Origin of the sequence: Lacibacter luteus (assembly GCF_004118265.1) — a bacterium.
GTDB lineage: Bacteria > Bacteroidota > Bacteroidia > Chitinophagales > Chitinophagaceae > Lacibacter > Lacibacter luteus.
On sequence record NZ_SDHW01000001.1, the window covers coordinates 403,885 to 427,351 of the forward strand.

General features: G+C 42.1%; 18 protein-coding genes. 1 reads left to right on the forward strand and 17 read right to left on the reverse strand.

Annotated features, from left to right (window positions below):
* Positions 1-31: 31 nt before the first annotated feature.
* From ESA94_RS01445 to katG, 4 genes are all read right to left on the reverse strand, one after another.
* A complete protein-coding gene (locus tag ESA94_RS01445; protein ID WP_129129079.1) occupies positions 32-1,576 on the reverse strand; it encodes a SusD/RagB family nutrient-binding outer membrane lipoprotein in 1,545 nt (514 codons plus the stop codon).
* Positions 1,577-1,597: 21 nt separating this feature from the next.
* Positions 1,598-4,801 (reverse strand): SusC/RagA family TonB-linked outer membrane protein, encoded by a 3,204-nt coding sequence (locus ESA94_RS01450; RefSeq protein ID WP_129129080.1) that lies wholly within the window; start codon positions 4,799-4,801, stop codon positions 1,598-1,600.
* 267 nt (positions 4,802-5,068) lie between these two features.
* The gene (locus ESA94_RS01455; protein WP_129129081.1) at positions 5,069-6,187 is read right to left on the reverse strand and encodes a formylglycine-generating enzyme family protein; all 1,119 of its coding nucleotides are present in this window, start codon (positions 6,185-6,187) and stop codon (positions 5,069-5,071) included.
* A gap of 131 nt (positions 6,188-6,318) precedes the next feature.
* Positions 6,319-8,538 (reverse strand): catalase/peroxidase HPI, encoded by a 2,220-nt coding sequence (gene katG / locus ESA94_RS01460; protein WP_129129082.1) that lies wholly within the window; start codon positions 8,536-8,538, stop codon positions 6,319-6,321.
* Between the two features lie 328 nt (positions 8,539-8,866).
* Here katG and ESA94_RS01465 point away from each other — a divergent pair, with 328 nt between their 5' ends.
* Positions 8,867-10,702: a C1 family peptidase gene (locus tag ESA94_RS01465; RefSeq protein ID WP_129129083.1), complete on the forward strand. Its 1,836-nt coding sequence runs from the start codon at positions 8,867-8,869 to the stop codon at positions 10,700-10,702.
* A 78-nt stretch (positions 10,703-10,780) separates the two neighbouring features.
* Here the strand turns inward: ESA94_RS01465 and moaCB are convergent, their stop codons facing one another.
* The 13 genes from moaCB to ESA94_RS01530 all read right to left on the reverse strand — a co-directional run bounded on the left by moaCB (position 10,781) and on the right by ESA94_RS01530 (position 23,402).
* Positions 10,781-11,692 carry a bifunctional molybdenum cofactor biosynthesis protein MoaC/MoaB gene (moaCB, locus tag ESA94_RS01470; protein ID WP_129129084.1) on the reverse strand — a complete coding sequence of 304 codons (912 nt, stop codon included), beginning with the start codon at positions 11,690-11,692 and terminating at the stop codon, positions 10,781-10,783.
* Between the two features lie 80 nt (positions 11,693-11,772).
* Positions 11,773-12,213 carry a molybdenum cofactor biosynthesis protein MoaE gene (locus tag ESA94_RS01475; protein WP_129129085.1) on the reverse strand — a complete coding sequence of 147 codons (441 nt, stop codon included), beginning with the start codon at positions 12,211-12,213 and terminating at the stop codon, positions 11,773-11,775.
* On the reverse strand, positions 12,213-13,334 hold the full coding sequence (locus ESA94_RS01480; RefSeq protein ID WP_129129086.1) for a HesA/MoeB/ThiF family protein: 1,122 nt from the start codon (positions 13,332-13,334) through the stop codon (positions 12,213-12,215). The genes ESA94_RS01475 and ESA94_RS01480 overlap by 1 nt, the downstream gene beginning before the upstream one ends.
* Before the next feature lie 2 nt (positions 13,335-13,336).
* On the reverse strand, positions 13,337-13,564 hold the full coding sequence (locus ESA94_RS01485; RefSeq protein ID WP_129129087.1) for a MoaD/ThiS family protein: 228 nt from the start codon (positions 13,562-13,564) through the stop codon (positions 13,337-13,339).
* A gap of 47 nt (positions 13,565-13,611) precedes the next feature.
* Positions 13,612-14,349, reverse strand: coding sequence for a sulfite exporter TauE/SafE family protein (locus tag ESA94_RS01490; protein ID WP_129129088.1), 738 nt, complete (start codon positions 14,347-14,349; stop codon positions 13,612-13,614).
* A 4-nt stretch (positions 14,350-14,353) separates the two neighbouring features.
* Positions 14,354-15,532: a molybdopterin molybdotransferase MoeA gene (locus tag ESA94_RS01495; protein WP_129129089.1), complete on the reverse strand. Its 1,179-nt coding sequence runs from the start codon at positions 15,530-15,532 to the stop codon at positions 14,354-14,356.
* A gap of 134 nt (positions 15,533-15,666) precedes the next feature.
* Complete coding sequence (locus ESA94_RS01500) at positions 15,667-16,260, reverse strand: nucleotidyltransferase family protein (protein WP_129129090.1); 594 nt, start codon at positions 16,258-16,260, stop codon at positions 15,667-15,669.
* Positions 16,250-17,407 carry an XdhC family protein gene (locus ESA94_RS01505; protein ID WP_129129091.1) on the reverse strand — a complete coding sequence of 386 codons (1,158 nt, stop codon included), beginning with the start codon at positions 17,405-17,407 and terminating at the stop codon, positions 16,250-16,252. Before ESA94_RS01505 ends, ESA94_RS01500 begins: the two co-directional genes overlap by 11 nt.
* A 24-nt stretch (positions 17,408-17,431) precedes the next feature.
* Positions 17,432-17,857 (reverse strand): c-type cytochrome, encoded by a 426-nt coding sequence (locus ESA94_RS01510; protein WP_164972595.1) that lies wholly within the window; start codon positions 17,855-17,857, stop codon positions 17,432-17,434.
* 36 nt (positions 17,858-17,893) lie between these two features.
* Positions 17,894-20,149 carry a xanthine dehydrogenase family protein molybdopterin-binding subunit gene (locus ESA94_RS01515; RefSeq protein ID WP_129129093.1) on the reverse strand — a complete coding sequence of 752 codons (2,256 nt, stop codon included), beginning with the start codon at positions 20,147-20,149 and terminating at the stop codon, positions 17,894-17,896.
* A gap of 42 nt (positions 20,150-20,191) precedes the next feature.
* The gene (locus ESA94_RS01520; protein WP_129129094.1) at positions 20,192-20,650 is read right to left on the reverse strand and encodes a (2Fe-2S)-binding protein; all 459 of its coding nucleotides are present in this window, start codon (positions 20,648-20,650) and stop codon (positions 20,192-20,194) included.
* Between the two features lie 179 nt (positions 20,651-20,829).
* Positions 20,830-22,932, reverse strand: a complete 2,103-nt coding sequence (locus ESA94_RS01525; RefSeq protein ID WP_129129095.1) for a xanthine dehydrogenase family protein molybdopterin-binding subunit — start codon at positions 22,930-22,932, stop codon at positions 20,830-20,832.
* A gap of 2 nt (positions 22,933-22,934) precedes the next feature.
* Positions 22,935-23,402, reverse strand: a complete 468-nt coding sequence (locus ESA94_RS01530; RefSeq protein WP_129129096.1) for a (2Fe-2S)-binding protein — start codon at positions 23,400-23,402, stop codon at positions 22,935-22,937.
* Between the last annotated feature and the right edge of the window lie 65 nt (positions 23,403-23,467).

Consider the following 23,467-nt stretch of genomic DNA (forward strand, 5'->3'; position numbering starts at 1 on the left):
GAATACACATCAAGAATTACATCAGGTTTGCTTATGGTTTCTGCCACCACACTTTTGTTGAAATAAGATCGGGTCCCTGTTCTGCAATTGCTGCTTTATAGTTTGTAGGATTTGCAGATTGTACATAAACAGGATACGTCATACGTGCAGGCATTTCGCCATTGTTGCGTAACCCTGCTCCTTTCGGTAACACAGGATAACCTGTGCGTCTGTATTCAAACCATTGTTGCAGATCGGCAAGAAAAAGTGCGTAGTATTTCTGCAGATGAATGCGCTGCATTTTATCTTCAATTGCTGCTGCATTATCCCACTGCATATCTGCAGCAGCAAGATGCGTTCTGATATCGTTCGGCAATCCTGTTTGTGAGTTGATAATTGTTGGCCACAAAGGCAACCACAGTGTAATGCTGTTTAACGCCCCGTTGTTATAATAAGTTTCTGCAGAACCAGTAATCCATCCTTTGGCTGCAGCTTCTGCAAGAATAAACTGCATCTCAGCATAGTTCATCATCATACCTGCCATTGGTTCTGTTTGCAATGAAACAGCAGAAGTCATTGAATAGAAATAGGATTTCTTGATTGGATTTTCTCCTGCTGCATAACCACTGTTAATGCCCAAATATGCACCTGAGTAAGGAGCAATACCCCAACGGTTAAAACCTCCGCTGCCGTAAGTTGGAATATCGATACGTGGATCGTTCCAGTCAACTAAATTCTGAATAAAAAAAGTTGCTAACCCGGGCTGACGAAAATCCTGCTCCCGTACCGCAACCAGTGGCGATGTATAAGGCGCAATACCCGTCCAGCGTAAAATTGCCGATTCATCATTACTTGCAATAACCGGGTAACTTGATGCATTTGTTTCAACGATCTGCTTGATTTTTACAATTGCATCAGCCGAAGCTTCTGCTTTGCCCGAAACACGCAAGAGCAAACGCAGGTATAACGAGTTGCCGAATTTGCGCCAGCGTGAAACGTTACCATAATACACAGGATCGCTTGCTGCTACAATTGCTGTGTTTGCAGAAAGTAATGTATTGGCTGTTTCCAGCTTTTGAAATATATCCAGGTAAATATCTTTCTGCTTATCAAATGCAGGCTCGTAACGTAACGAATCTTTTGCCTGGTTCGATTGTGAATAAGGAATATCGCCATAAGTATCTGTAAGAATAGAATAGATCCACGATTGACAGATAAGCGATATACCCATGTACGATTTGTTGTAGTTACCTGAAGCCGTATCGCTTGCCATGCGGTAAATGTCTTTGAAGTTGGTTAACTCCGAATACAAACCATTGTACAGGTAATCGGCCCATGTAGAACGGAAGTCGTAACGAAACACCTGCCCTTCGGCTTCACTCATGTTTACAGTAACCTGCATCAGTTCATTTGTAAAATTGCGGTTACGGATCATATTATAGTTCATTGCTCCTGTAAGTGCAGGCGCAAGTAATTGCTGCGGTAATGCAAAAGCAATGTTGTTGTTGTCTGTGTTGAGATCCTGAAAACCTTTTGTACACGACGACAGCGCAATGCTGCAGAACAACACAACTGCAAATAATTTATAGTTCTTCATTTGTAATAATCTTTAAATGGTTTAAAATGCAACTATGAGGTTAACACCCATTGTGCGTGTTGAAGGAAACTGACCTGTTTCGAAACCTCTTACAATATCAGTTCCGCTGAGTGTACCAAATTCGGGATCGAACATGGGCCATGGCGACCAGATAAACAGATCACGACCATACACACCCAGTGTTGCTTTTTGCAATTTTAATTTTTGTACAAGTTTTGAATGCAGTGTGTAATCGAAACGTATTTCACGAAATTTAAAAAAGTCGGTACTGAAGGTGCTTCCTTCTGCATTATCTGCACCATAGTGTGAACGGTAATATTCATCAATGTTTGTAGCAATTACATCGTTGGTTCTGTACTTTCCATCAGCTGTCATTAACACGCCATTACCGATGATACCATTATAGCGGCCGGGTAATGTGTTTTTTGTTTTGCCCTGTTCTGCCATTTTGTAGTGCATCAGCGAATGTGCTACACCACCGATCTGTGCATCGAACAGGAAACTCAAACGGAGTTGTTTATACGTAAACTCGTTGGTGATACCGAATTTATATTTAGGGATCGTATTACCGAGATAGACTACATCCTGCGAAATAAGAGCATTACCGGTTAATGTATCATACACCACCTGCCCGTCGGGAGAGCGAACATAACCACGACCATACAGATCGCCCATACTGCCGCCAACTTTTGCAACAATTTGTCCGCCTGCAACAGGGCCTGTTTGTAATACTACCGAACTGTCAAGTAATTCTTTAATCTGATTTCTGTTGGTTGAAAACACAACACCAACATTCCAGTTAAAACCGTTCTTCGATTTTACAGGCGAACCATTTAATGCAACTTCAACACCGCTGTTGTTTACACGACCTGCATTAATTAACACTTGTGTAAAGCCCGATGAACGATCGAGAATTCTGCGTAAGTGCTGATCCTTTGTACTGCCGGTATACACAGCAACATCAAGGCTTAACCTGTTCTTAAACATTTTTAATTCGGCACCTGCTTCGTACGAAGTTGTTCTTAACGGACGAAGATTGGGGTTAGCCAACAGCGCAGGTGTTTGTAAACCGCCTGCAAACAAACTTCCTGCAGATTCGTAATTGTATGCAGTTAAGTATGGATTGGTACCGCCACTACCAACACTCGATGCAGAGAAACGAACTTTAGCATAGTTGATGTGCCTTGGCAACCTTGTTACGTTCGATAAAATAAAACTCATATTGGCAGATGGATAGAAGAACCCTGCATTTGATGTACGCTCGGGTGTTGCCAATACACTGTTCCAATCCTGACGTGCTGTTAAATCGAGGAACAGATATTTATCGTACGATGCTGTGAGCAATCCGTAAAAACTGTTGATGCCGTAACGACTTCCATAAGGCATACTAACCAACGGACCAGCTGAGTTTGCAAAAGAATATAAGCCGGGATAGATCAACGAATCTGCACGTGTTTCATCACGCTTGTATTTGTTGCGTAACAAACTGCCACCACCCATAACAGAAAGATCAATATGCGATCCGATCTTCTGGTTGTACTTCAGTAAAAAGTCGGCACTTATTTCACTTGAGAAAATATTCTGCGTACGTAAACTTCCTTTGGTAAGTTTTGACCCCGTATCGTACGGACGTTTTTGTGCACGTTCTTCGTATGCCTGGTCAACAGATGTTCTTACCTGCAGACTTAAATCTTTTGTAAGTGTATAGTTTGCCTGGATATTACCTGTAACGCCATGACGGTTGGTACTGTTTAAAAACTCATATGCAATAGCATATGGATTTTCGGGGAAGCTGCTGAAGGGAAACATGATTTTTTTATTCTCCTGCCCATTTGCCCAATAGTTTTTTAACCAGCTTGGGTCTGCACTTGGCTGCCAGAAAATATACCAGTACATGATCGACTGATTACCGTAACCTGCACCGGGTAAATTATCACTCCATTTATTGGTGTAGTTTACTTTAGCACTGATCTGCAACTTGTCATTCACTTTCGAATTAACCGATAAAGCAACGGTGTTCCGTTTGTAACCGGTGTTTGGAGTAATCCAATCGTTCAGCACATTCGTCATTGAAAAACGTGCAGTTGTTTTATCGGTACCACCATCCACACTAATTGAATTGGTGATTGTTTTGCCTGTGTTGAAATAACTGTTTACACCATTCTTATACGGTCTCCATTCTGTACGTTGTGTTCCCTGCGCCTGTGTAACAGGATCAAATTGATAAAACTGTTGTCCGTTGAAACGTGGACCATAAGCAGAACTTGTACTGCTTGTACTTGCACCATCTGCAGATGCACCGTATGAATAATAAGCAGCACCGGCAAGACCTTGACCATACTCATATTGCAGATCGGGCCAGCGGTTTACCTGCTCCATTGAAACATTGGAGCTAAAGGTTACACCTAAACCTTTACGTTTAGAACTGCCCGATTTTGTTGTGATGATTACAGCACCATTTGCACCACGTTGTCCATACAATGCAGCAGCGCCCGGGCCTTTTAATACAGTTACTGATTCAATGTCTTCCGGATTAAGATCGTTTAAGCTGCTGCCATAATCCGCAGGCATGTTATCGCTGCCTGTACCGTATACTACTTCGCCTGCTATTGCACTGCGACGACCACTACCCTGATTGATTACAACACCATCGACAACGATCAATGCTTCGTTGTCGCCTGTAAGATTATTTTCTCCACGAAGAATGATTTTATTTGTTCCTGTTGGGCCACTTCCCGAACGCACCATATTTAACCCTGCAACTTTGCCCGACAACGCATCGATCCAGTTTGCAGATTTTGCATCGGTCAGTTGTTCGTTATCAATTGTTGTTGCTGAATAACCGAGTGCCATTTGCTTACGTGTAATACCCAACGCTGTTACAACAACCCCTTCGAGTTCTTTTGCAGATGACTTTAATAAAATATTGCGAATGCGTTGGCTCTCATTTGCAACAAAACGATGCTCCTCGTATGATACAGCTGAAAAAACAATAGTTGTTCCTTTTGCTACCGATACTGTATAGCTTCCATCTTCACTTGTAATAAATAATGATTTTTTCCCTGCAACAGCTACAGTAACACCTGCAAGCCCTTTGTTTGTTTCTGCATCTTTAACAACGCCGGATATAACTACTGTTGCATTTGTTTGCTGCGCCTGTGTTGAACCCGAAAAGATAAGAAGTAGAAAAACGAAACTAAGGCTTACATAAAAAGAAAGCTTCATCTTGTAAGTTTTGGTTAAGAAATTTTAAAATGGTCTGCTGATTTTTATTTCGGGCGCAAGATGTCCGCTCAATGTTTCCGTATTGTTATGTGAATGTTATTGGAATATTAAGCGTGACGAACGGAAAATGAAACCGGAATGTTAAGGTGATGCCGAAGAAATTTTTTCACGCATATTAAATACACCAGACTTCGAGAAAGAAATGATGTGTATGTATCAAAAAAGTCAGTTCAAATGAACTGACTTTTTTGATTTGTTACTGATTGTTTATTTCACATCCTTCACACACCTGAAACCAACATGATTGGTTCCTGTGCGCCACTCGCCTTTTCCACGTGTACCTATTACATAACGTGAACAATACTGATCGGTACAAAGAAACGAACCACCACGATGTACTTTCTTTTTCATTCCAGGTTCAGCAGGATCAAAACTTTCTGCAGGGCCTGCAGGATTCTTGATTACTTCATTTGCAGCCAGGCTTTGGTAATAATCATGATTGTACCAATCGGCACACCACTCCCACACATTGCCCGCCATATCGTACAAACCATAACCGTTTTTTGTAAACTGCTTTACAGCAGCAAGACCTTTAAATCCATCTTTTGCAATATCATTGTTTGGGAAATTTCCCTGAAACGTATTGGCCATTGCTTTACCCGATGGATTAAACTCATCGCCCCATGCAAAACGCTTTCCGCAGTAACCACCTCTTGCAGCAAACTCCCACTCTGCTTCTGTTGGTAACCGTTTGCCTGCCCATTTTGCATAAGCCATTGCATCTTCCCACGCAACATGCACAACAGGATAATTTTCTTTTCCTTCGATGTTACTTCCTTCTCCCTGCGGGTGTTTCCAATCAGCAGCTTTTACAAATTGCCACCACAACAGATAGTCGTTTAAATTAACTGCAGATGCAGGCGGATTAAACACAACCGATCCTGCAATCAACATTTCAGCAGGTGCATCGGGAAACTCTTCTTTTGTTGGTACTTGTTCTGCAATCGTTTTATAGCCTGTAGCCTTTACAAACTTTGCAAACTCTGCATTGGTTACTTCGTGTTCATCCATTAAATAAGCATCTACATATACCTGGTGTATGGGTGTGGCATCGGCAGTAATCCCTTTTACTTCGCACAACGATTCGTTGGCTTCTGCTGTGCCCATTGAAAATGTTCCGCCGGGTATCCAAACCATTCCTTCCGGAATCGCATTTGGTTTTGTAAGATTATTTTCAATTGTTGGATGAAATGCCGACAAGCCGTTATCAACAGCACATTCGATGAGTTCGCTATTCTTTTTGTCTTCTTTTTTATTACCTGCACAGCTACCACACAAAACAGCTGTCAATAATAAACAGGAATATGCATGCAATGCTCGTTTCATCAATACTCTTTAAACCGTGTTTGTTTACGTTCTACGCAAACTTATTAAATAGTACCTATCTAAATCGTTCAAAATAAAAAAGGTGGCCTGTAAACAGACCACCTTAACTTGTAACCTATAGTTGAGCTTTCTTACGCCAAATCGAAACGATCGAGATTCATCACTTTATTCCATGCTGCAACAAAGTCTTTCACAAATTTTTCTTTACCATCTGCACAGCCATATACTTCTGCAACTGCACGAAGTTCGCTGTTAGAGCCAATGATAAGGTCGGCACGTGTTGCAGTCCATTTCAGATCGCCTGTTGCACGGTCGGTACCAAAGAAACCTTGTTGTACAGAATCGGCAGCTTTCCAGGTTGTACCAAAATCGAGCAGGTTTACAAAGAAGTCGTTTGTAAGCACACCCGGTGTTTTGGTAAACACGCCATGTTGAGAACCATCGTAGTTCGTATTGAGTACACGCATCCCACCTACAAGCGCCGTCAATTCAGGAGCAGTAAGTGTAAGCAGTTGTGCTTTATCAACCAATAACTCTTCTGAAGTTGTAGCTGCACGGTTGCTGAGATAGTTGCGGAAGGCATCGGCAACAGGTTCAAGCACTGCAAACGAATCTACATCTGTTTGCTCCTGCGTTGCATCGGTACGGCCGGGTGTAAATGCTACTGTAACAGCAACACCTGCATCTTTCGCCGCTTTTTCAACAGCAGCACATCCTGCTAATACAATCAGGTCGGCAATTGAAACTTGTTTACCACCTGTTTGTGCAGCATTGAATTCTTTTTGAATAGCTTCCAATGCATCCAGCACTTTTGATAACTGTGCAGGATTGTTTACTGCCCAATATTTCTGCGGAGCAAGACGGATGCGTGCACCATTTGCACCACCACGTTTATCCGATCCACGGAAAGTTGATGCAGAAGCCCAAGCAGTTGAAACCAATTCTGATACAGATAATCCTGATGCCAGCACTTTGGCTTTTAATGCAGCAACATCATCTGCACTGATCAATGTGTGTGAAACGGCAGGAACAGGATCTTGCCAAATGAGTTCTTCTGCAGGTACTTCTTTACCGAGGTAACGTACACGTGGACCCATATCTCTGTGTGTAAGTTTAAACCATGCACGTGCAAATGCATCTGCAAACTGATCGGGGTTTTCGTAAAAACGACGGGAAATTTTTTCGTATGCAGGATCGAAACGTAACGACAGATCTGTTGTAAGCATAAACGGTGCATGACGTTTAGATGCATCATGTGCATCGGGCACTAAACCTTCGCCCGCATTACCTTTCGGCTTCCACTGGTGTGCACCAGCCGGACTCTTTGTTAATTCCCATTCGTAACCAAACAGGTTTTCAAAAAAGTTATTGCTCCATTTTGTAGGTGTGGTTGTCCATGCACCTTCTAAACCACTGGTAATTGTGTCTGCACCTTTACCCGTACCGAAACTGTTTTTCCAACCCATGCTTTGTTCTTCAATACCTGCAGCAGCCGGCTCTTTGCCAACATGCGATTCGGAAGCAGCTCCATGTGTTTTACCAAACGTATGTCCACCTGCAATCAATGCAACTGTTTCTTCATCATTCATTGCCATGCGTGCAAATGTTTCACGAATGTCACGTGCAGCAGCAATAGGATCAGGATTGCCATCGGGGCCCTGCGGGTTAACATAGATCAAACCCATTTGTACAGCAGCCAATGGTTTTTCCAGATCACGATCGCCGGAATAACGGCTGTGAGGATTGTTACTTAATGCCAGCCATTCTTTTTCACTTCCCCAATAAATATCTTCTTCGGGTTCCCACACATCTTCACGACCGCCACCAAAACCAAATGTTTTAAAGCCCATCGATTCCAATGCACAGTTACCTGCAAGAATCATGAGATCGGCCCAGGAAAGTTTCTTTCCATATTTCTGCTTAACAGGCCACAGTAACAAACGGGCTTTATCAAGATTGGCATTATCGGGCCAGCTGTTTAGCGGAGCAAAACGTTGTGTACCTGCACCACCGCCGCCACGGCCATCATGTACACGGTATGTACCTGCACTATGCCATGCCATACGAATAAAGAGTGGTCCATAATGACCATAATCGGCAGGCCACCAATCCTGCGATGTTGTCATCAGATCAACAATATCTTTCTTCACCGCATCGAGGTCAAGACTTTTAAATTCTTCTGCATAGTTAAATGTTTCACCCATTGGATTAGACAATGATGAATTCTGACGAAGCACATTCAACTTTAACTGGTTGGGCCACCAGTCACGGTTTCTTGTACCACTACCTGCACTTTGCTTACTCGTAGCGCCGGTAAACGGGCACTTGCCTTGCGATGTGTTATTTTCCATTTTTTACGTTTTGATATGAAAAGATTAGTAATGAAGTTTTATGTTATATGGCTTATTGAGATGTCAAAACTACTGACTTAGAATTATAAATTCGATTGATTGTTTTTATCATTCAATAGTTATTATCTATAAGGCAGTTTGCCCGATCTATTACGTCTCTTGGGAATGCTGCAGCTTAAAGTTAAAGGCAGACATTGAAATTTAATAGCTGACAAGACTGACAGTTATCAGATTGCTATTGATTGAATGAACGGGGTTTTACGGTGCATCTGCATACGCTTGTAACATTCAGCTTTAATTTCTACTTTGTTCTGAAACACCCCGATTTATGAAAAGCAAAAAAAACAATGTGGTGCCTGATAAAATTGATATCAGGGACAGAATGTATCAACCTGCAGTAACAACAGCCCCAGGAAAGTCGTTCATTCAAAAAACAAAACTTCCCATTTTAAATCAGAAAGAAACCAGCGCCTGCACCGGCTTTGCATTGGCCACTGTTGTTAACTTCCTTGTTCGGAAAATCGATCCGGCCAATCAAACCTTTACAGCATCGCCATTTATGCTGTATTCAATGGCTCGCCGCTACGATGAATTTCCGGGATATAAAAAAGATGAAGGTTCCAGTTTAAGAGGTGCAATTAAAGGATGGCATAAACATGGTGCATGTGAAAACCGTTTCTGGAAAAGCCTGGAAATGCCCAAACCAGATATTAATGCAGAAGATGGCGATTGGTGGCTTAATTCAGTCAATCATCCTTTAGGTGCTTATTACAGGGTTGAACCAAAAAGTATTGAAGACATGCATTGTGCCATTAACGATTTGGGTGTGTTGTATGCAAGTGCTATCTGTCACGCAGGTTGGGATCATCCAAGAAAATCAAAAGATGATGCGTACGCCAAAATTCCCAATACAAAAGTGAAAGAAAGCGATGGCGGGCATGCGTTTGTGATCATTGGTTATAATCAAACAGGATTTATTATTCAAAACTCATGGGGCAAAACCTGGGGAACAGATGGACTTGCTGTATTAACGTACGAAGACTGGCAACAGAATGCCATGGATTGCTGGGTTGCACAAATTGGAGTTACAACAGATCTACATTTAACGATTGCTAAATCATCAACGCTAAGAGTCGACAGTCATAAAAAAGTAGCAATTGCTACGGATCCTATTCTTAAAAAACGAGAGCTGGATCCGTTTATCATCGACATGGAAAACAATGGAATGCTCAGCAATTCGGGAGAATACAGAACGACTGAAATGGATATTGAAGCATTAGTGTCGCAACATGCGGGCATTGCACGACAAAGGTGGGGCTTGAAGAACAAGCCAATGGATGTTGCCATTTATGCACACGGTGGATTGGTGGGAGAAAAATCGGCAGCTGACAGTTATGCGCTTTGGTGTAAAAAATTATACGATGCGCAAATATTTCCCATTATGCTCATGTGGGAAACCGATATTTTCAATACCGTTAAAAACATGATCGAAGATACGCTGCTGGGACAGGAACCACGGGCAACAGCTGGCTTTCTCGACCGGATCATCAATTGGAAAGATGAACGGCTTGAACGTCTTGCTGCACCGTTAGGTTTAAAAATATGGAAGGAGATGAAAGAAAATGCAAAGGCTATCAGCTATCAAAAAAACAGTGGTGGTCAGTTATTGTATAAATGGGCCACAGCAACTAAGAGCGAGTTAAAGAGCCATGTAAATATTCATCTCATCGGACATTCTGCCGGCAGTATAGTGCATAGTCATTTGGTTGAAAAAATGATCAGCCTTGGTTGGAATTTTAAAACCGTGCAGTTCATGGCACCTGCTGTTACCAATGATCTGTTTGATGCAACAATCCTAAAAGCCATCAACAGTAAAAAAGTGGGCAACTATTATCAATACCATTTAAGTGATGAGGTTGAGCTGAAAGATAATTGTTCCATCTATTCCAAATCGCTGCTCTATCTTGTTTCCAATTCGTTTGAGCCGGGCAGAAAAACTCCGCTTCTGGGTATGGAGAAATATTTTAAAGATGAAGCCAAATACAAACTGTCTACCATAAAATCGTTCAGCAGCCCCGGAGCTTCTACAAAAAGCACTTCACACGGAGGCTTTGATAATGATGTTACAACAATTGAAACCATCATTAAAAATATCAAGCGATAATTCAGTTTTATTTAGTGGTTGGTGTCGACACCAACTACTAAATAAAAAATAGCAAGCGATAATTTAATTTAAGTTTACTTACTCGTGCCGCATTCCTTTTGCTACACGAAACAGATGCAGCACATAAGGAAACAATGCATCCATTGTTTCGGCAGCACCTTTGGTAGAACCGGGCAACGTAATGATCAATGAATTGTTGATGAATCCTGCCACACCTCGTGATAACATCGCATACGGTGTGCGTTGCTGACCATAGTTGCGTGCAGCTTCCATCATACCGGGTATTTCTCTGTCGAGTAAAGGTTGAATAGCTTCTGGTGTAATATCTCTTGGCGATAAACCTGTGCCGCCGGTGAATAGAATTAAGTTATATCCTTCTTCGCTGTATTGTTTGGCTTTTGATTGAATGGCATCAAACTCATCGGGAATAATTTCATACACAGATGTTTTGAGTTGATGTTGTTCCAGTTTTTGCAGAATGGCTTTACCGCTGCTGTCTTCCTTTGTACCTGCAGCAACAGAATCGGAACAAACGATCACTGCTGTGCGGATGCTTTCTTTCAACTCATCTTTAAAATCTGTTTTACCCCCTTTCTTGCTTTCGAGTTTGATGGAAGAAATCTCAACGCCTTTATCCAATGGCTTTAGCATGTCGTACATAGTTAAAGCCGTAACTGCTGCACCATGCATGGCTTCCACTTCAACGCCTGTTTTATAAATGGTATGCACTTCAACAGTAATTAAAATGCGTAATCCATCAATGGAATGTTTGATGGCTGCAAACTCAACCGGCAACGGATGACAATCGGGAATCACATCACTTGTTTTTTTGATAGCCAGCAACCCTGCTGCACGTGAAAACTCAAACACATCACCTTTGGGAACAGTTTTGTTTTGAATGGCTTCAATGGTATCCTGTTTTGACACGGTGAGTATTGCCGATGCAATTGCTTCCCGTAATGTGTTTGACTTATGTGTGATGTTGACCATTGCTTATTGATTAGTATGAATTCCGAAAAGGGTTGCCAACCTTTTGAAGGTTGGCAACCCTGAGTATTTTAAATTGTTTGTTACCTATTCACTTTCCATTGATGTGTTTCGTCTTCAAATAATTCCTTACCCCAAACGGGCAATTCTGTTTTGATGCGTTCCACTACTTCGTTGCAGGCATCAATTGCTGCACGGCGATGTGCCGATGATGTAAACACAAACAAACAGATCTCCCCTGCTGCAACTTTACCCAGGCTGTGGTGCACATGCATACAGGTGAGTTCGTATTTAGAAAAAATTTCTTCTCGTATGATATGCATTTTTTCCAATGCCAGTTCTTCGTAGGCAGTGTATTCGATTGCTGCCACTTTCTTATCATCAATTACATCAGCCCTCACCTGTCCTAAGAAAATGCTATGTCCGCCAATATCTGTTTTTGTGCTGTGCTTGGCAATGCTCTCTGCAATAAATGCAGGATCAATTGCGCCTTGTGTAAATATATTCTTCGGTTTACGTTCCATTATACGGTTTGTTGTTGTTGCATCCATTGCTGAATGCCGCCTTTTAAACTATAGATCTTTTTTGATGCACCGAACACCTCTGCCAATTGTTTGGCGGCTTGTGCACTGCGTTTACCTGATAAACAAAATACAACGATCGTATCTTCTGTTAACCATGCTGTATGCTGTTGCAAACTGTTTAAAGGTATCTGCATGTGACTGAACTCTGTTACAACAGGTTGTTCATCCTTCTCACGCACATCAACTATGGCTGCTGTTCCTTCAGCAATGAGTTGATTAAATGCAGTTGCATCAATTTCGTTTACAACAATTGTAGTACTGCACAACCATTTGTAATCGGTTTGCTGCAAGGTCTCGATTGTTGGAGGAATAAGCGAAGCAGTTTCTGCTTGTTTGCTCAATTCCAGTTCATAGGTTTGATTGTTGAGTGTATTGTAGGTAAACAGTTTGTTTGCAAGCAATACACCAGTACTAGTGATGAGTTTAATAGTTTCATTTGCCATCATACTGCCAATGATACCAGGCAACACACCCAACACTCCTGCTTCAGCACAATTCAACACTTCACCATCTTTTGGCGGATGCGGAAACAGGTCACGGTAGTTGACGGAACGTTCATTGTTCTGTTGCACATTAAACACAGCTACCTGTCCTTCGTACTGTGAAATAGCACCGTACACCAAAGGTTTGTTCAACAGCACACAGGCATCATTCACTAAATAACGTGTAGCAAAATTATCAGAGCCATCAACAATTACATCAAACCTAGAAAGAATGGTTGCTGCATTTTTATTAGTGAGCCGTTCTTTGTAAACAGCAAATCTTGTTTGTGGATTTAGTTGCTGCAATACTTCAACTGCACATTCAACTTTTGGCCTGCCGATCATTTGCACATTGTACAACACCTGCCGATGCAGGTTTGAAAGCGACACCACATCATCATCCACAATTCCAACTTCATCCACACCCGCTGCAACAAGATATTGCAACACCGGACAACCCAAACCTCCTGCACCGATCACCAATACATTCGCCGCCAACAGTTTTTGTTGAGCTTCAGCACCAAATCCCTGCAGGATCAGTTGCCGTTGATAACGTTCATATAGTCGGTCGTTGTTCATGTTTATCCGCCAGAAAAAGGTGGCAGTAATGCAACAGTGCAATGATCAGTTAAGGAAGTATTTCCGGTGATCGTTTTCTTATCAACCGCTACTATATATTTCTCGGCTGCAAGCGCCGGGTATTGCAAACGCAGTTGCTCCAGCAGTTCATCTGTTGATGCAACAGCTTGCAGTTCTGCCTTTGCTCCGGCGATTTCTGCCAGCTTACCAAAAAATAACACCGTGATCATACTGCAAATTTATTGAACCCTTGCTTATTTGTTATCACTATATCAATTTATGCCTGTGTGAATAATAATTTATAAACCGCAATCAGTAATACAATCGCTAAAGCATTTTTCAACCACTCCTGTTTTAATCGCATAGCACCCCAATAAGCACCTGCAAGTCCACCAGCAAAGGCGATGATCACATACAGGTACATATCGTTTGTAAACTGAATACCCTTGGTTAATTGTCCGGCAAGCCCGGATAGTGAGTTCACAAAAATAAACAAGGCACTGATGGCTGCTGTCTGTTTCATATCAGCCCAGCGAAGCAGAAGTAATACGGGTGATAAAATAATACCACCACCAATACCGATCAATCCTGAAAGAAAACCAATGACAGCACCGATGATGATTGCAAGTGGCAATGAATGCTTTTTCTTTTCATCAACAGAAATATTACCGAAGAATAAAAAACGGGCAACAGGTATCAGCAACAACACACCCAGTATTTTTTTATAGACACTTGCATCAATCGTAATCAATCCGCCAACAAAAGCCATTGGTACTGATGCCAAGGCAAACGGTAAAAATAATTTCATCCGAAAATAACCACCACGATAAAACTGAATGAACGATGTAAGCGATACAAACAAATTCAAGAGCAAGGCTGTCGGCTTCATTACTTCCGGCGCAATACTGAAGATCGCCATCAATGCCAGGTAACCACTGGCACCACCATGCCCTACCGATGAATACAGGAATGCAACAAAAAATAAGAGCACATAAAACAGGTAGATATAGTCCATAAAATTAAACAGGTAATAAGTGGATGGTTACGGGGGCGCCGGTTTGATACTCTTCTTTTTCGCCCTGCAGTTGCAGCAGACAATTGGCTGTTGCAAATGAATTTAATTTATACGATTCCTGTGCGGTTAACGGCAACACCGTCTCGCCATTATAATATGCTTTTTGAAAATGCGTTAACCCCGGAGCTTTTTTACAATCAGCAGCTAAAACAGTTTGTACTTCTTTTAACTGCAACGGTCGTTTTGTTTGCAGGGATAATGCTTGAGTTACATATTCATAAAAACAAGTGAGCACGGATGAAGGATTGCCCGGCAAACCAAAAACCAACTTCTCCCCCTTCGTTCCAAAGAACAAAGGTTTACCCGGCCGTTGTTTTACTTTATGAAACTGTTGTGTAACACCGCATTTGTTAGCTGACTGCAAGACAAAATCATAATCACCCACACTTACACCACCCGTAAGTAATACAAGATCGCTTTCGTTCAGTGCTTCCTGCAAGGTTGCAGTTAAGGCATCTGCATCATCTTCTACTTTATAAATTTTATGAACAGGAAGATGAAGTGACTCCAATGCAGCGGTTAAACTAAACGAATTTGACTCATACACTTGCCCGTATGATAACGCCTTGCCCGGCTCCTGTAATTCGTTGCCCGTAAGAATAATGCTGATGCCAGGATCTGGAATAACCAAAACAGTTGTAACACCAATGCCTGCTAAAAATCCAATGGCAGCAGCAGTCAACAAACTTCCTTTCGGCAAAGCTAGTTCACCTGCTTTTATTTCGGAGCCTATCGGACGAACATTGCTGTTGCGTTGCAGCTTCTCATCTTCAATAATGAGTATTCCATTTTCTGTTCTTACTTTTTCCTGCATTACAACCGTATCTGCACCGGCAGGCACAGGTGCTCCGGTGAAAATGCGGATGGCTTTACCCTTTGCAACTTCTACAACAGATGAACTACCTGCAGCCATCTCTCCTTCGATCCGTAATTCTTTTTGCAGATCATCAAATGCAAAAGCATAACCATCCATTGCCGATTGCGGGAATGCAGGAATATCAATTGCTGCAACTATATCTTCAGCTAATACTTTCCCTCTCGACTGTAATAAAAAAACAGTAACAGGCTTTAATGCTGTTACGTTTGTAGAAATAATATGTTTGGCTTCTGCTACGGAAATCATGTTAAATGGTTTAGGGTTGAGGGTAAAGGGTGTAAGGAAAACAATCAACACTCTGTCTACATTTCGGTGTATACGTTCGACAAGGCGTCTGACGGAGCGATCCTTCTTCCTTCCACCTTATGCCTTTTACCTTATTACAGCTTCTCTAGGTCTTCCACTGTATCAATATCAATATCTCCTTTGGGAAACGGAACAAATCCAGCTTCGTTGATGTACTTGCGGACAAGGCTTTTTGCTCCAACATCATCTGCTAATTGCATCAGCTCAGGAAAATATTTTTTATCAAATAATACTGGTGTTCCAAATGTAGTTCCATATTCACTTACAACAATGCTGCGCTGTTCTTTTCTGTTAACTTCCATCAAACTATTTATTAACGCTGCTGTTACAAAAGGTTGATCGGCTACCATCAATATAACTGCTTCAATGTTTGGATTTATTTTCACCAACGTTTGTAATCCGCAGCGGATGGTTGATGCCATACCTTCTTTCCATTGTTCATTTACAACAATATCGGCGGTTGAATCTTTCAATGCTTCTTTGATGATATCTGCATTTGCACCCAACACAACCAGCACTGTTTCTGCATTGGAATTTTGTGCAACTTCAACGGAATGCTGCAACAAGGTTGTGCCAGCGTATGCCACTAATTGTTTGGGAGTTCCTAAACGGGAAGATTCGCCTGCTGCAAGAACAATAACAGCAGTATGTGTTTGCTCACTTGCCATTGCTGCTTAATTTCTCCGAAGTTAATTCGTTGCGGGAATGAATACTCACTGAACGGTTTTTCAAAAAGCCACCGGTACGTTGAGCAAACACGGCTTTTATTTCTGCCAATACAGATAATGCAATTTCTTCTGCAGCTTCTGCACCTATATCCAAACCGATTGGCCCGTGAATCACTGCTTTTTGTTCTTCAGATACAACAATGCCTTCTTCTTTCATTTCATCATACATCCGTTCCAACCTTTTCTTTGGACCGAGTGTGCCGATGTACCGGCAATTTGTTTTCAACAATAATTTCAGCATGGCATAATCGTACTTATAATTATGCGTCATTAACAGAAACACCGTCCATTCATCTATTACAAGTTGCGAAAGAATTGTTTCGGGCTTTCCGGTGATGAGTTGCTGTACATTGGGGAAACGCTGAACATTAGCATGTGTGGACCGTCCGTCTGCAACAGTGATCTGCCAATCCAACACCTTCGTCATCTCCACCAACGGAAACGCATCATTCCCTGCACCAATAATGATGAGTGAAACGGCAGGCTGCAACAATTCAACAAAAGCAGTGAGTTCAAACACATCGTATTCCTTGATAACTGATGCGCCTGTTGCAAGTAGTGATGCCGCATCGTTTTGAACAAGACTCTTCAATCCTTCATCATCAATTTTACTGTGTACAGTTTCTGCATCAAGAAAAAAACAAGTACCTGGTTGATGACCATGAAAATTGTGCAAGGAGAACAAGGTCACCAAAACCGTTTCTCTTCTGAACAATTGCGAACGTTCCAGCAAAGCAATAGGATTGTTTTCATCAGCAGCATCAATCGGTTCAAACAAAATATGTACAATACCATTGCAACCAAGCTGCACACCAAACTCTACATCTTCTTCATCGAGTGTATTGTAAGTAACGAGTTTGTTTTGTTGCTGATGAATAGCAAGTAAAGCTTTTCGTAATGCATCACCTTCCAGACAACCGCCGCTGATAGCGCCGGTCATACGCCCATCTTCCTCCACAAGCATACGGGCTCCCGGTCTGCGGTAAGAGGAACCTTCCACATACACAACCGTTGCAAGAGCAGTTTTTATTCCTTTCTGCTTTGCCTGTTGATAAGCTCTAATTATTTCATTGATCTCTTTGGTCATTCGTTGCAGAAGAGAGTTGTCTGTTTAAAATTTCTGATAACCTTTTGCTGGCGCTTTTAATCCCGGTTGAATTTCTTTCGGCGTTATGGCCGGGTATTTATTACCCCACGAATTACGGATATAATTTAACACATCAGAAACTTCCTTGTCTGTTAAACTTACCCCCGGCATCTGACTGTCATAATTCACGCCATTCACTTTTACGGGGCCTCTCATACCCAGCAAAATTACTTTGATCATCTTGTTCTTATCAGCAAGATTTTTTGATTTTGCCAATGGAGGAAAAGTCCCTTCAAGTCCGTTTCCTTCGGGCATGTGGCAACTCATACAACTTGTTTCATAGATTGTCTTACCCCTTTGCACACTTGCTTTCAAATCGAACGCCTGGTTAAACGAAAGCAATGTTATTGCTGTGGCCGAGAGTACAAAAGTTACAACGATCATTTTCATATTCACACACATTTTAATTACACTTATCAAACTCACTTATGCTTTCTTTTGAAACTCTGCAGAGAAAGGCTGATTGTAAAAACGCTTTTTTTCACTTTTATACAATGCATTTGCCACTGCCGCAAATATTGGAGGAAAAGGCGGCTCGCCTAACCCTGTTGGATTAATATCGTTCTGCACAAAATGCACATCGATCTTTTTCGGTGCTTCCCGATGACGGATCATTCTGTAACGGGTGAAATTATTTTTTTCAGGAACACCTTCTTTAAATGTCTGCTCGCCATACAATGCATTGCCGATGCCGTCAACAACAGCACCCTGCACCATATTTGTTGCTGCATCTGGATTAATCACAATACCACAATCAACAACGCTGGTTACTCTTTCTACAAATGGTTGCCCGTCTTTCTTCACAACATCAACCACGTGTGCTGCATAAGAATTGTGACAGAAATATGCAGCTACACCACGACTGTATTGCTTGTTTGCAGCATCACTCCAGCCCGATTTTTCTTTCACCAATCTCAATACTTCTGCATATCTGTCTGCATCATACTCATTGTTTTTACCAACAGGGTTTTCTTTTGCACGTTTCAACAGCTCCAATCTGAATTCAATCGGATCCTTTCCCATCACTTCTGCCACTTCATCTAAGAACGATTGCTCTGCAGCTGCATTAAAATTAGAACGTGGTGCACGGAAAGCACCAATGGTAATATTGGAAGGTATTTCCCAACCTTCAGCTAAATAGTTATCAACTGCACCTGCAGGAAACCTGTTTGCATGAATAGGATTCTCCGGAATACCGCCGCCTTTTACATGAAATGCAATTAAATTTTTATTCGCATCAAATGCTGCACGGTATGTTGCTGTGTACATAGGTCGATAAATACCATAGGTCATATCGTCTTCACGTGTGTACATCAATTTCACAGGCGCTTTTACTTTTTTGGAAATGATCGCTGCTTCAACAAACGTATGTCCATACGCTCTCAAACCAAAACCACCACCCATGCGTGTTATCTGCATATCAATTTTATCAGCAGGCAGATTCAACACTTTCGATAAGGTTGGTTCTATCCAGCTTGCTGCCTGGTGCGGACCAACAATCAATGCCTTATCATCTGCAACATGCGCAAAGCAATTCATCGGCTCCATGCAATTATGTGCCAGGAATGGTGCGTTGTAAGTGCGCTCAATCACCTTTGCTGCATTTTTAAACGCAGTTTCAGGATCACCATCTTTGCGCAACAGTTGTGCAGGCTTGGCCGCATACTCTTTCATTTTTGCAAAATGTGTTGCAGTGCTTTCCAATGCACCCGGCACAAGCACTTCTCTGCTTCCACCTCTGCCCGCCATCTTATCTTTTGTATCGCCTTTTGGCTCCCATGTTACTTTTAGTTTTTTGCGTGCATTCATTACTTCCCATGTTGTTGCACCAACTACAACTAACAGATCGTTGAATGTACGTGTATCAAAACCTGCCTGCTCATAACCGTCTTCATACAACTTCAACGTAAACACATCTTTAATGCCGGGCATCTTTAATGTTTCAGCTGCATCAAACGATTTTACTTTCATACCAAATGCAGGCGGATGTTCGATCATAGCGATCAAGGTTCCTTCCTGCGTATAATCTAATCCAAACAACGGTTTACCTGTTACGATCTTTACGCCTTCCACATTTTTTTGTGAATGACGAACAACATTGAAATCTTTTACATCTTTCAGCTTCACCTCTTTTGGAATGGGAATAGCGGATGCTTTTGATGCAAACTCACCATACGTACCCGACTTACCTGTTTTCTCATGATAAAGCATGCCTGCTTTTGTTGTGATCTCTTCTGCAGGTACATTCCAGGTTTGAGCTGCAGCTGTAATGATCATGTTGCGTGCAGCAGCTCCTGCATCACGCAACGGTTTCCAATACATGCGTACAGAATTGCTACCACCAGTAAACTGCGGACCAAGTTTCACATTGTCATGCGGCCCCATTTCCACCACTACTTTCTTCCAGTCAACATCCAATTCTTCCGCAACGATCATGGGGAGTGATGTCATTACATTCTGTCCGAATTCAGGATTGGGATTGAATATTTTGATGATATTATCCTGTGTAATCTTAATGTAGCCGGTTAATTCATACCATTCACCGGGAAGATCAGCGGCATTTATTTTTCCATCCAAACTGAATTTTGCCAATCCGCTGAAGCTGATCATTAAACCACCACCAGCAAGTAAAGAAGATTTTAAAAAAGCTCTTCTGCTATTATTGGTTTTGAAGTTTTCCATTTCGAATGCGTTTAGAAATTTACAATTGCGTTCGCTCAACGTTTAGTTTTGTTTTGCTGCCGTCTTCACCGCTTCTTTAATACGCAGGTAAGTTCCGCAGCGGCAGATATTACCGCTCATTGATGCTTCTATTTGAGCATCGGTTGGATTGGGATTGCTTTTCAGCAATGCCGCCGCAGTCATGATCTGTCCTGTTTGACAATAACCGCATTGCGCCACATCAAGTTCCAGCCAGGCTTTCTGCACCGGATGATCACCGTTTTCACTCAAGCCTTCAATGGTTGTAATGGCTCTTTTTGCAACTGCGGAAACGAGCAACATGCAGGAACGCATAGCCACATTATCCAGCATAATGGTACAGGCACCGCATTGGGCAACGCCGCAACCGTATTTTGTACCAACAAGATGCAGATGATCTCTGAGAACCCACAGCACAGGTGTTGCAGGATCAACATCAACCGATACCGTTTTTCCGTTAACGTTCAATGTAATTGCCGGCATAGCGAATAGTTTATTAAATGTCAGAAAAGAGACCACCGGTTGAAATCATTCAACACTGGTCATTCAAAATTCCTTTACTTTTTCTGTTTGATGCGTATACAGATTACTGATTTGCCTACCATAATTACTGATTCGGATATGCAGTAATTAAGCGCATCCAATTCTTTATAACGAGTGAGCTACGCCAACTGTTCAGCAAACGGCAATTTGCGTAACCGTTTACCTGTTGCCGCAAACAATGCATTGGCAAGTGCAGGCGCTACAGGTGGCAAACCGGGTTCGCCTAAACCCGTAGGTGCTTCATCGGATTGAACAAACTGTACTTCAATATCCGATGGCACATCTTTCATGCGCAGGAATTTATAGGTATGAAAATTTGTTTCCGCTACTGCACCATTTACAAATGTCACTTTCGGGAACATGGCATGACAGATACCATCAACAATTGAACCCTGCACCTGGTTTTCGGCACCGCTTAAATTAATCACACGGCCGCAGTTAACAGCACAATACACATTGCTGATCTTCGGCTGACCATCTACCATTTGCACATCAACTACCTGCGCTACATAAGAACCAAACGAAAACCATGTGGAGAAACCTCTGAATACACCTGGCTTTTTTGTACCCCACTTACTCATCTTCGCAACAAGATCAATCACGCTTTTATATTTTTCCGGATCGTAGTTGATCTTTCCAACAGTTTGCTCTTTTGCTTTTTTCAATAATTCCAAACGAAAAGCCACCGGATCTTTTTTCAATGCAACACATACTTCATCCATAAAACTTTCGGCAACAAAGGCCAGTGTATTTGCACCGGGTGCTCTCCACCAACCGGTTGGTGTGTTACTCGTAAGTCCCTGTCCTTCGGCACGGTAATTTGCAATTGCACCAGCAACATAACTATCACCACGCACACCACGACCAATGCCCACACCTGATTGATGCCATGCTAAAAGATCAGTAGCTGAAAGTGCTGCACGGTAACGCCACATTTCTGCAGGACGATAAAAATCATTTTGCATATCATCTTCACGTGTCCATTGCACCTGCACAGGTGCTTGTGCTGCTGCCGAGATCAATGCAGCTTCCACTCCGTTATCAGTCATTAATTTTCTTCCGAAACCACCACCTTGTCGTGGCGATGAAATGGTAATATGTTCTTCAGCTATTCCTAACAGTTTCGACACTTCTGACCTTACTGCTCCGGGCACTTGTGTTGGACCAAACAATTCCACTTTTCCATCTTTTACATTAGCAAAAAAGTTGAGCGGCTCCATCTGTCCGTGCGACAGTGTTGGTATTTCGTAAGTAACATCAAGATTTTTTGCAGCACCTTGTTTTGCTGCATCCACATCACCATCGTTTCGGTGAGGAGTTGCTGTTGGTTTGTCGAGCATTGTTTTGAATGTTGCAAAATGTTCAGCACTGTTCTCCAGTTTTTCACTTGCATTCCATTGTATTACCAATGCATCTCTTCCTTTTTTTGCAGCCCATGTTGATGTGGCGAGTACAGCCACTGCATTTTTTATCTTCACTACTTTCTTAACGCCTTCAACTTTCAACGCAGCTGCATCGTTTACCTCACCTAATGTTTTGCCGTAAGCAGGTGGGCGACTGACCATAGCAAATAACATTCCTTCTCTTCTTGTATCAATACCAAACAAAGGCTGACCTGTTACGATCTTATGTGCATCTACATCCTGTACACGTGTACCAATGAGTTTAAATTCTTTTGGATCTTTCAATGTTGGTTTTGCAGGCACTTCCAGTTTAGCAGCTGCAGATGCCAATGCTGCAAAACTTAATTTGCGGCCGCTTGCTTTATGGATCACTTCACCGTTTTCAACTGTACATTCTGTTACCGGAACATTCCACGATTGTGCTGCTGCAGTGGTTAACATTTCACGTGCTGTTGCACCAACTGTCCGCAGTTCGTTAAAACGTCCTCTTACAGATCCGCTGCCACCTGCTGTTTGCCGTCCCATACGGCTGTCTAATGGCGCTAATTCCACTTTGATCTTTTTCCAATCCACACCCAGCTCTTCTGCAACGATCATGGGCAACGATGTTTTTACACCTTGTCCTATTTCAGGATTGGGTGCCAGTAACACAATTGAACCGTCTGCAGCAATTTTGATATACGCATTTGGTGTAAATAATATTTCTTCCAAAGCATGTGCTTCTGCCGGCAGGTTCAATAAGTTAAAGCTGATGAGCATACCACCACCTGCTAATGCAGATACTTTCAAAAAGTTTCTTCTTGATTGTGTTGTTGCCATAATTATTTTTTGCTTTGTGTTTTGGCTGCTAAATGAATGGCTTTACGGATGCGTACATGCGTACCGCACCTGCAGATGTTTCCCGACATCGCATTATCAATATCCTTATCGGTTGGTTTTGGATTTCGTTTTAATAAGGAGGCTGCACTCATGATCTGTCCTGCCTGGCAATAACCACACTGCGAAACATCCAACTCTTCCCATGCCTGTTGCAATGGATGATCGCCTGTTTCACTGATACCTTCAATGGTAACAATGGCGTTGTTTTTAACAGCAGAAACGGGCAAGGTGCAGGAACGTACGGCATTGCCGTTTAAATGAATGGTGCATGCACCGCATTGCGCCATGCCGCAACCGAATTTTGTACCTACAAGATTTAAATGATCTCTCAACACCCATAATACCGGTGTTGCGGGATCTACATCAACCGTTACTGTTTTACCGTTTACATTTAAATTGATTGCTGCCATAGCGGAATACTTTAATGAAAGTTAGCAAAGGAGTTTTGATTTCCCTTGTTTTTGGAAAGATCTTC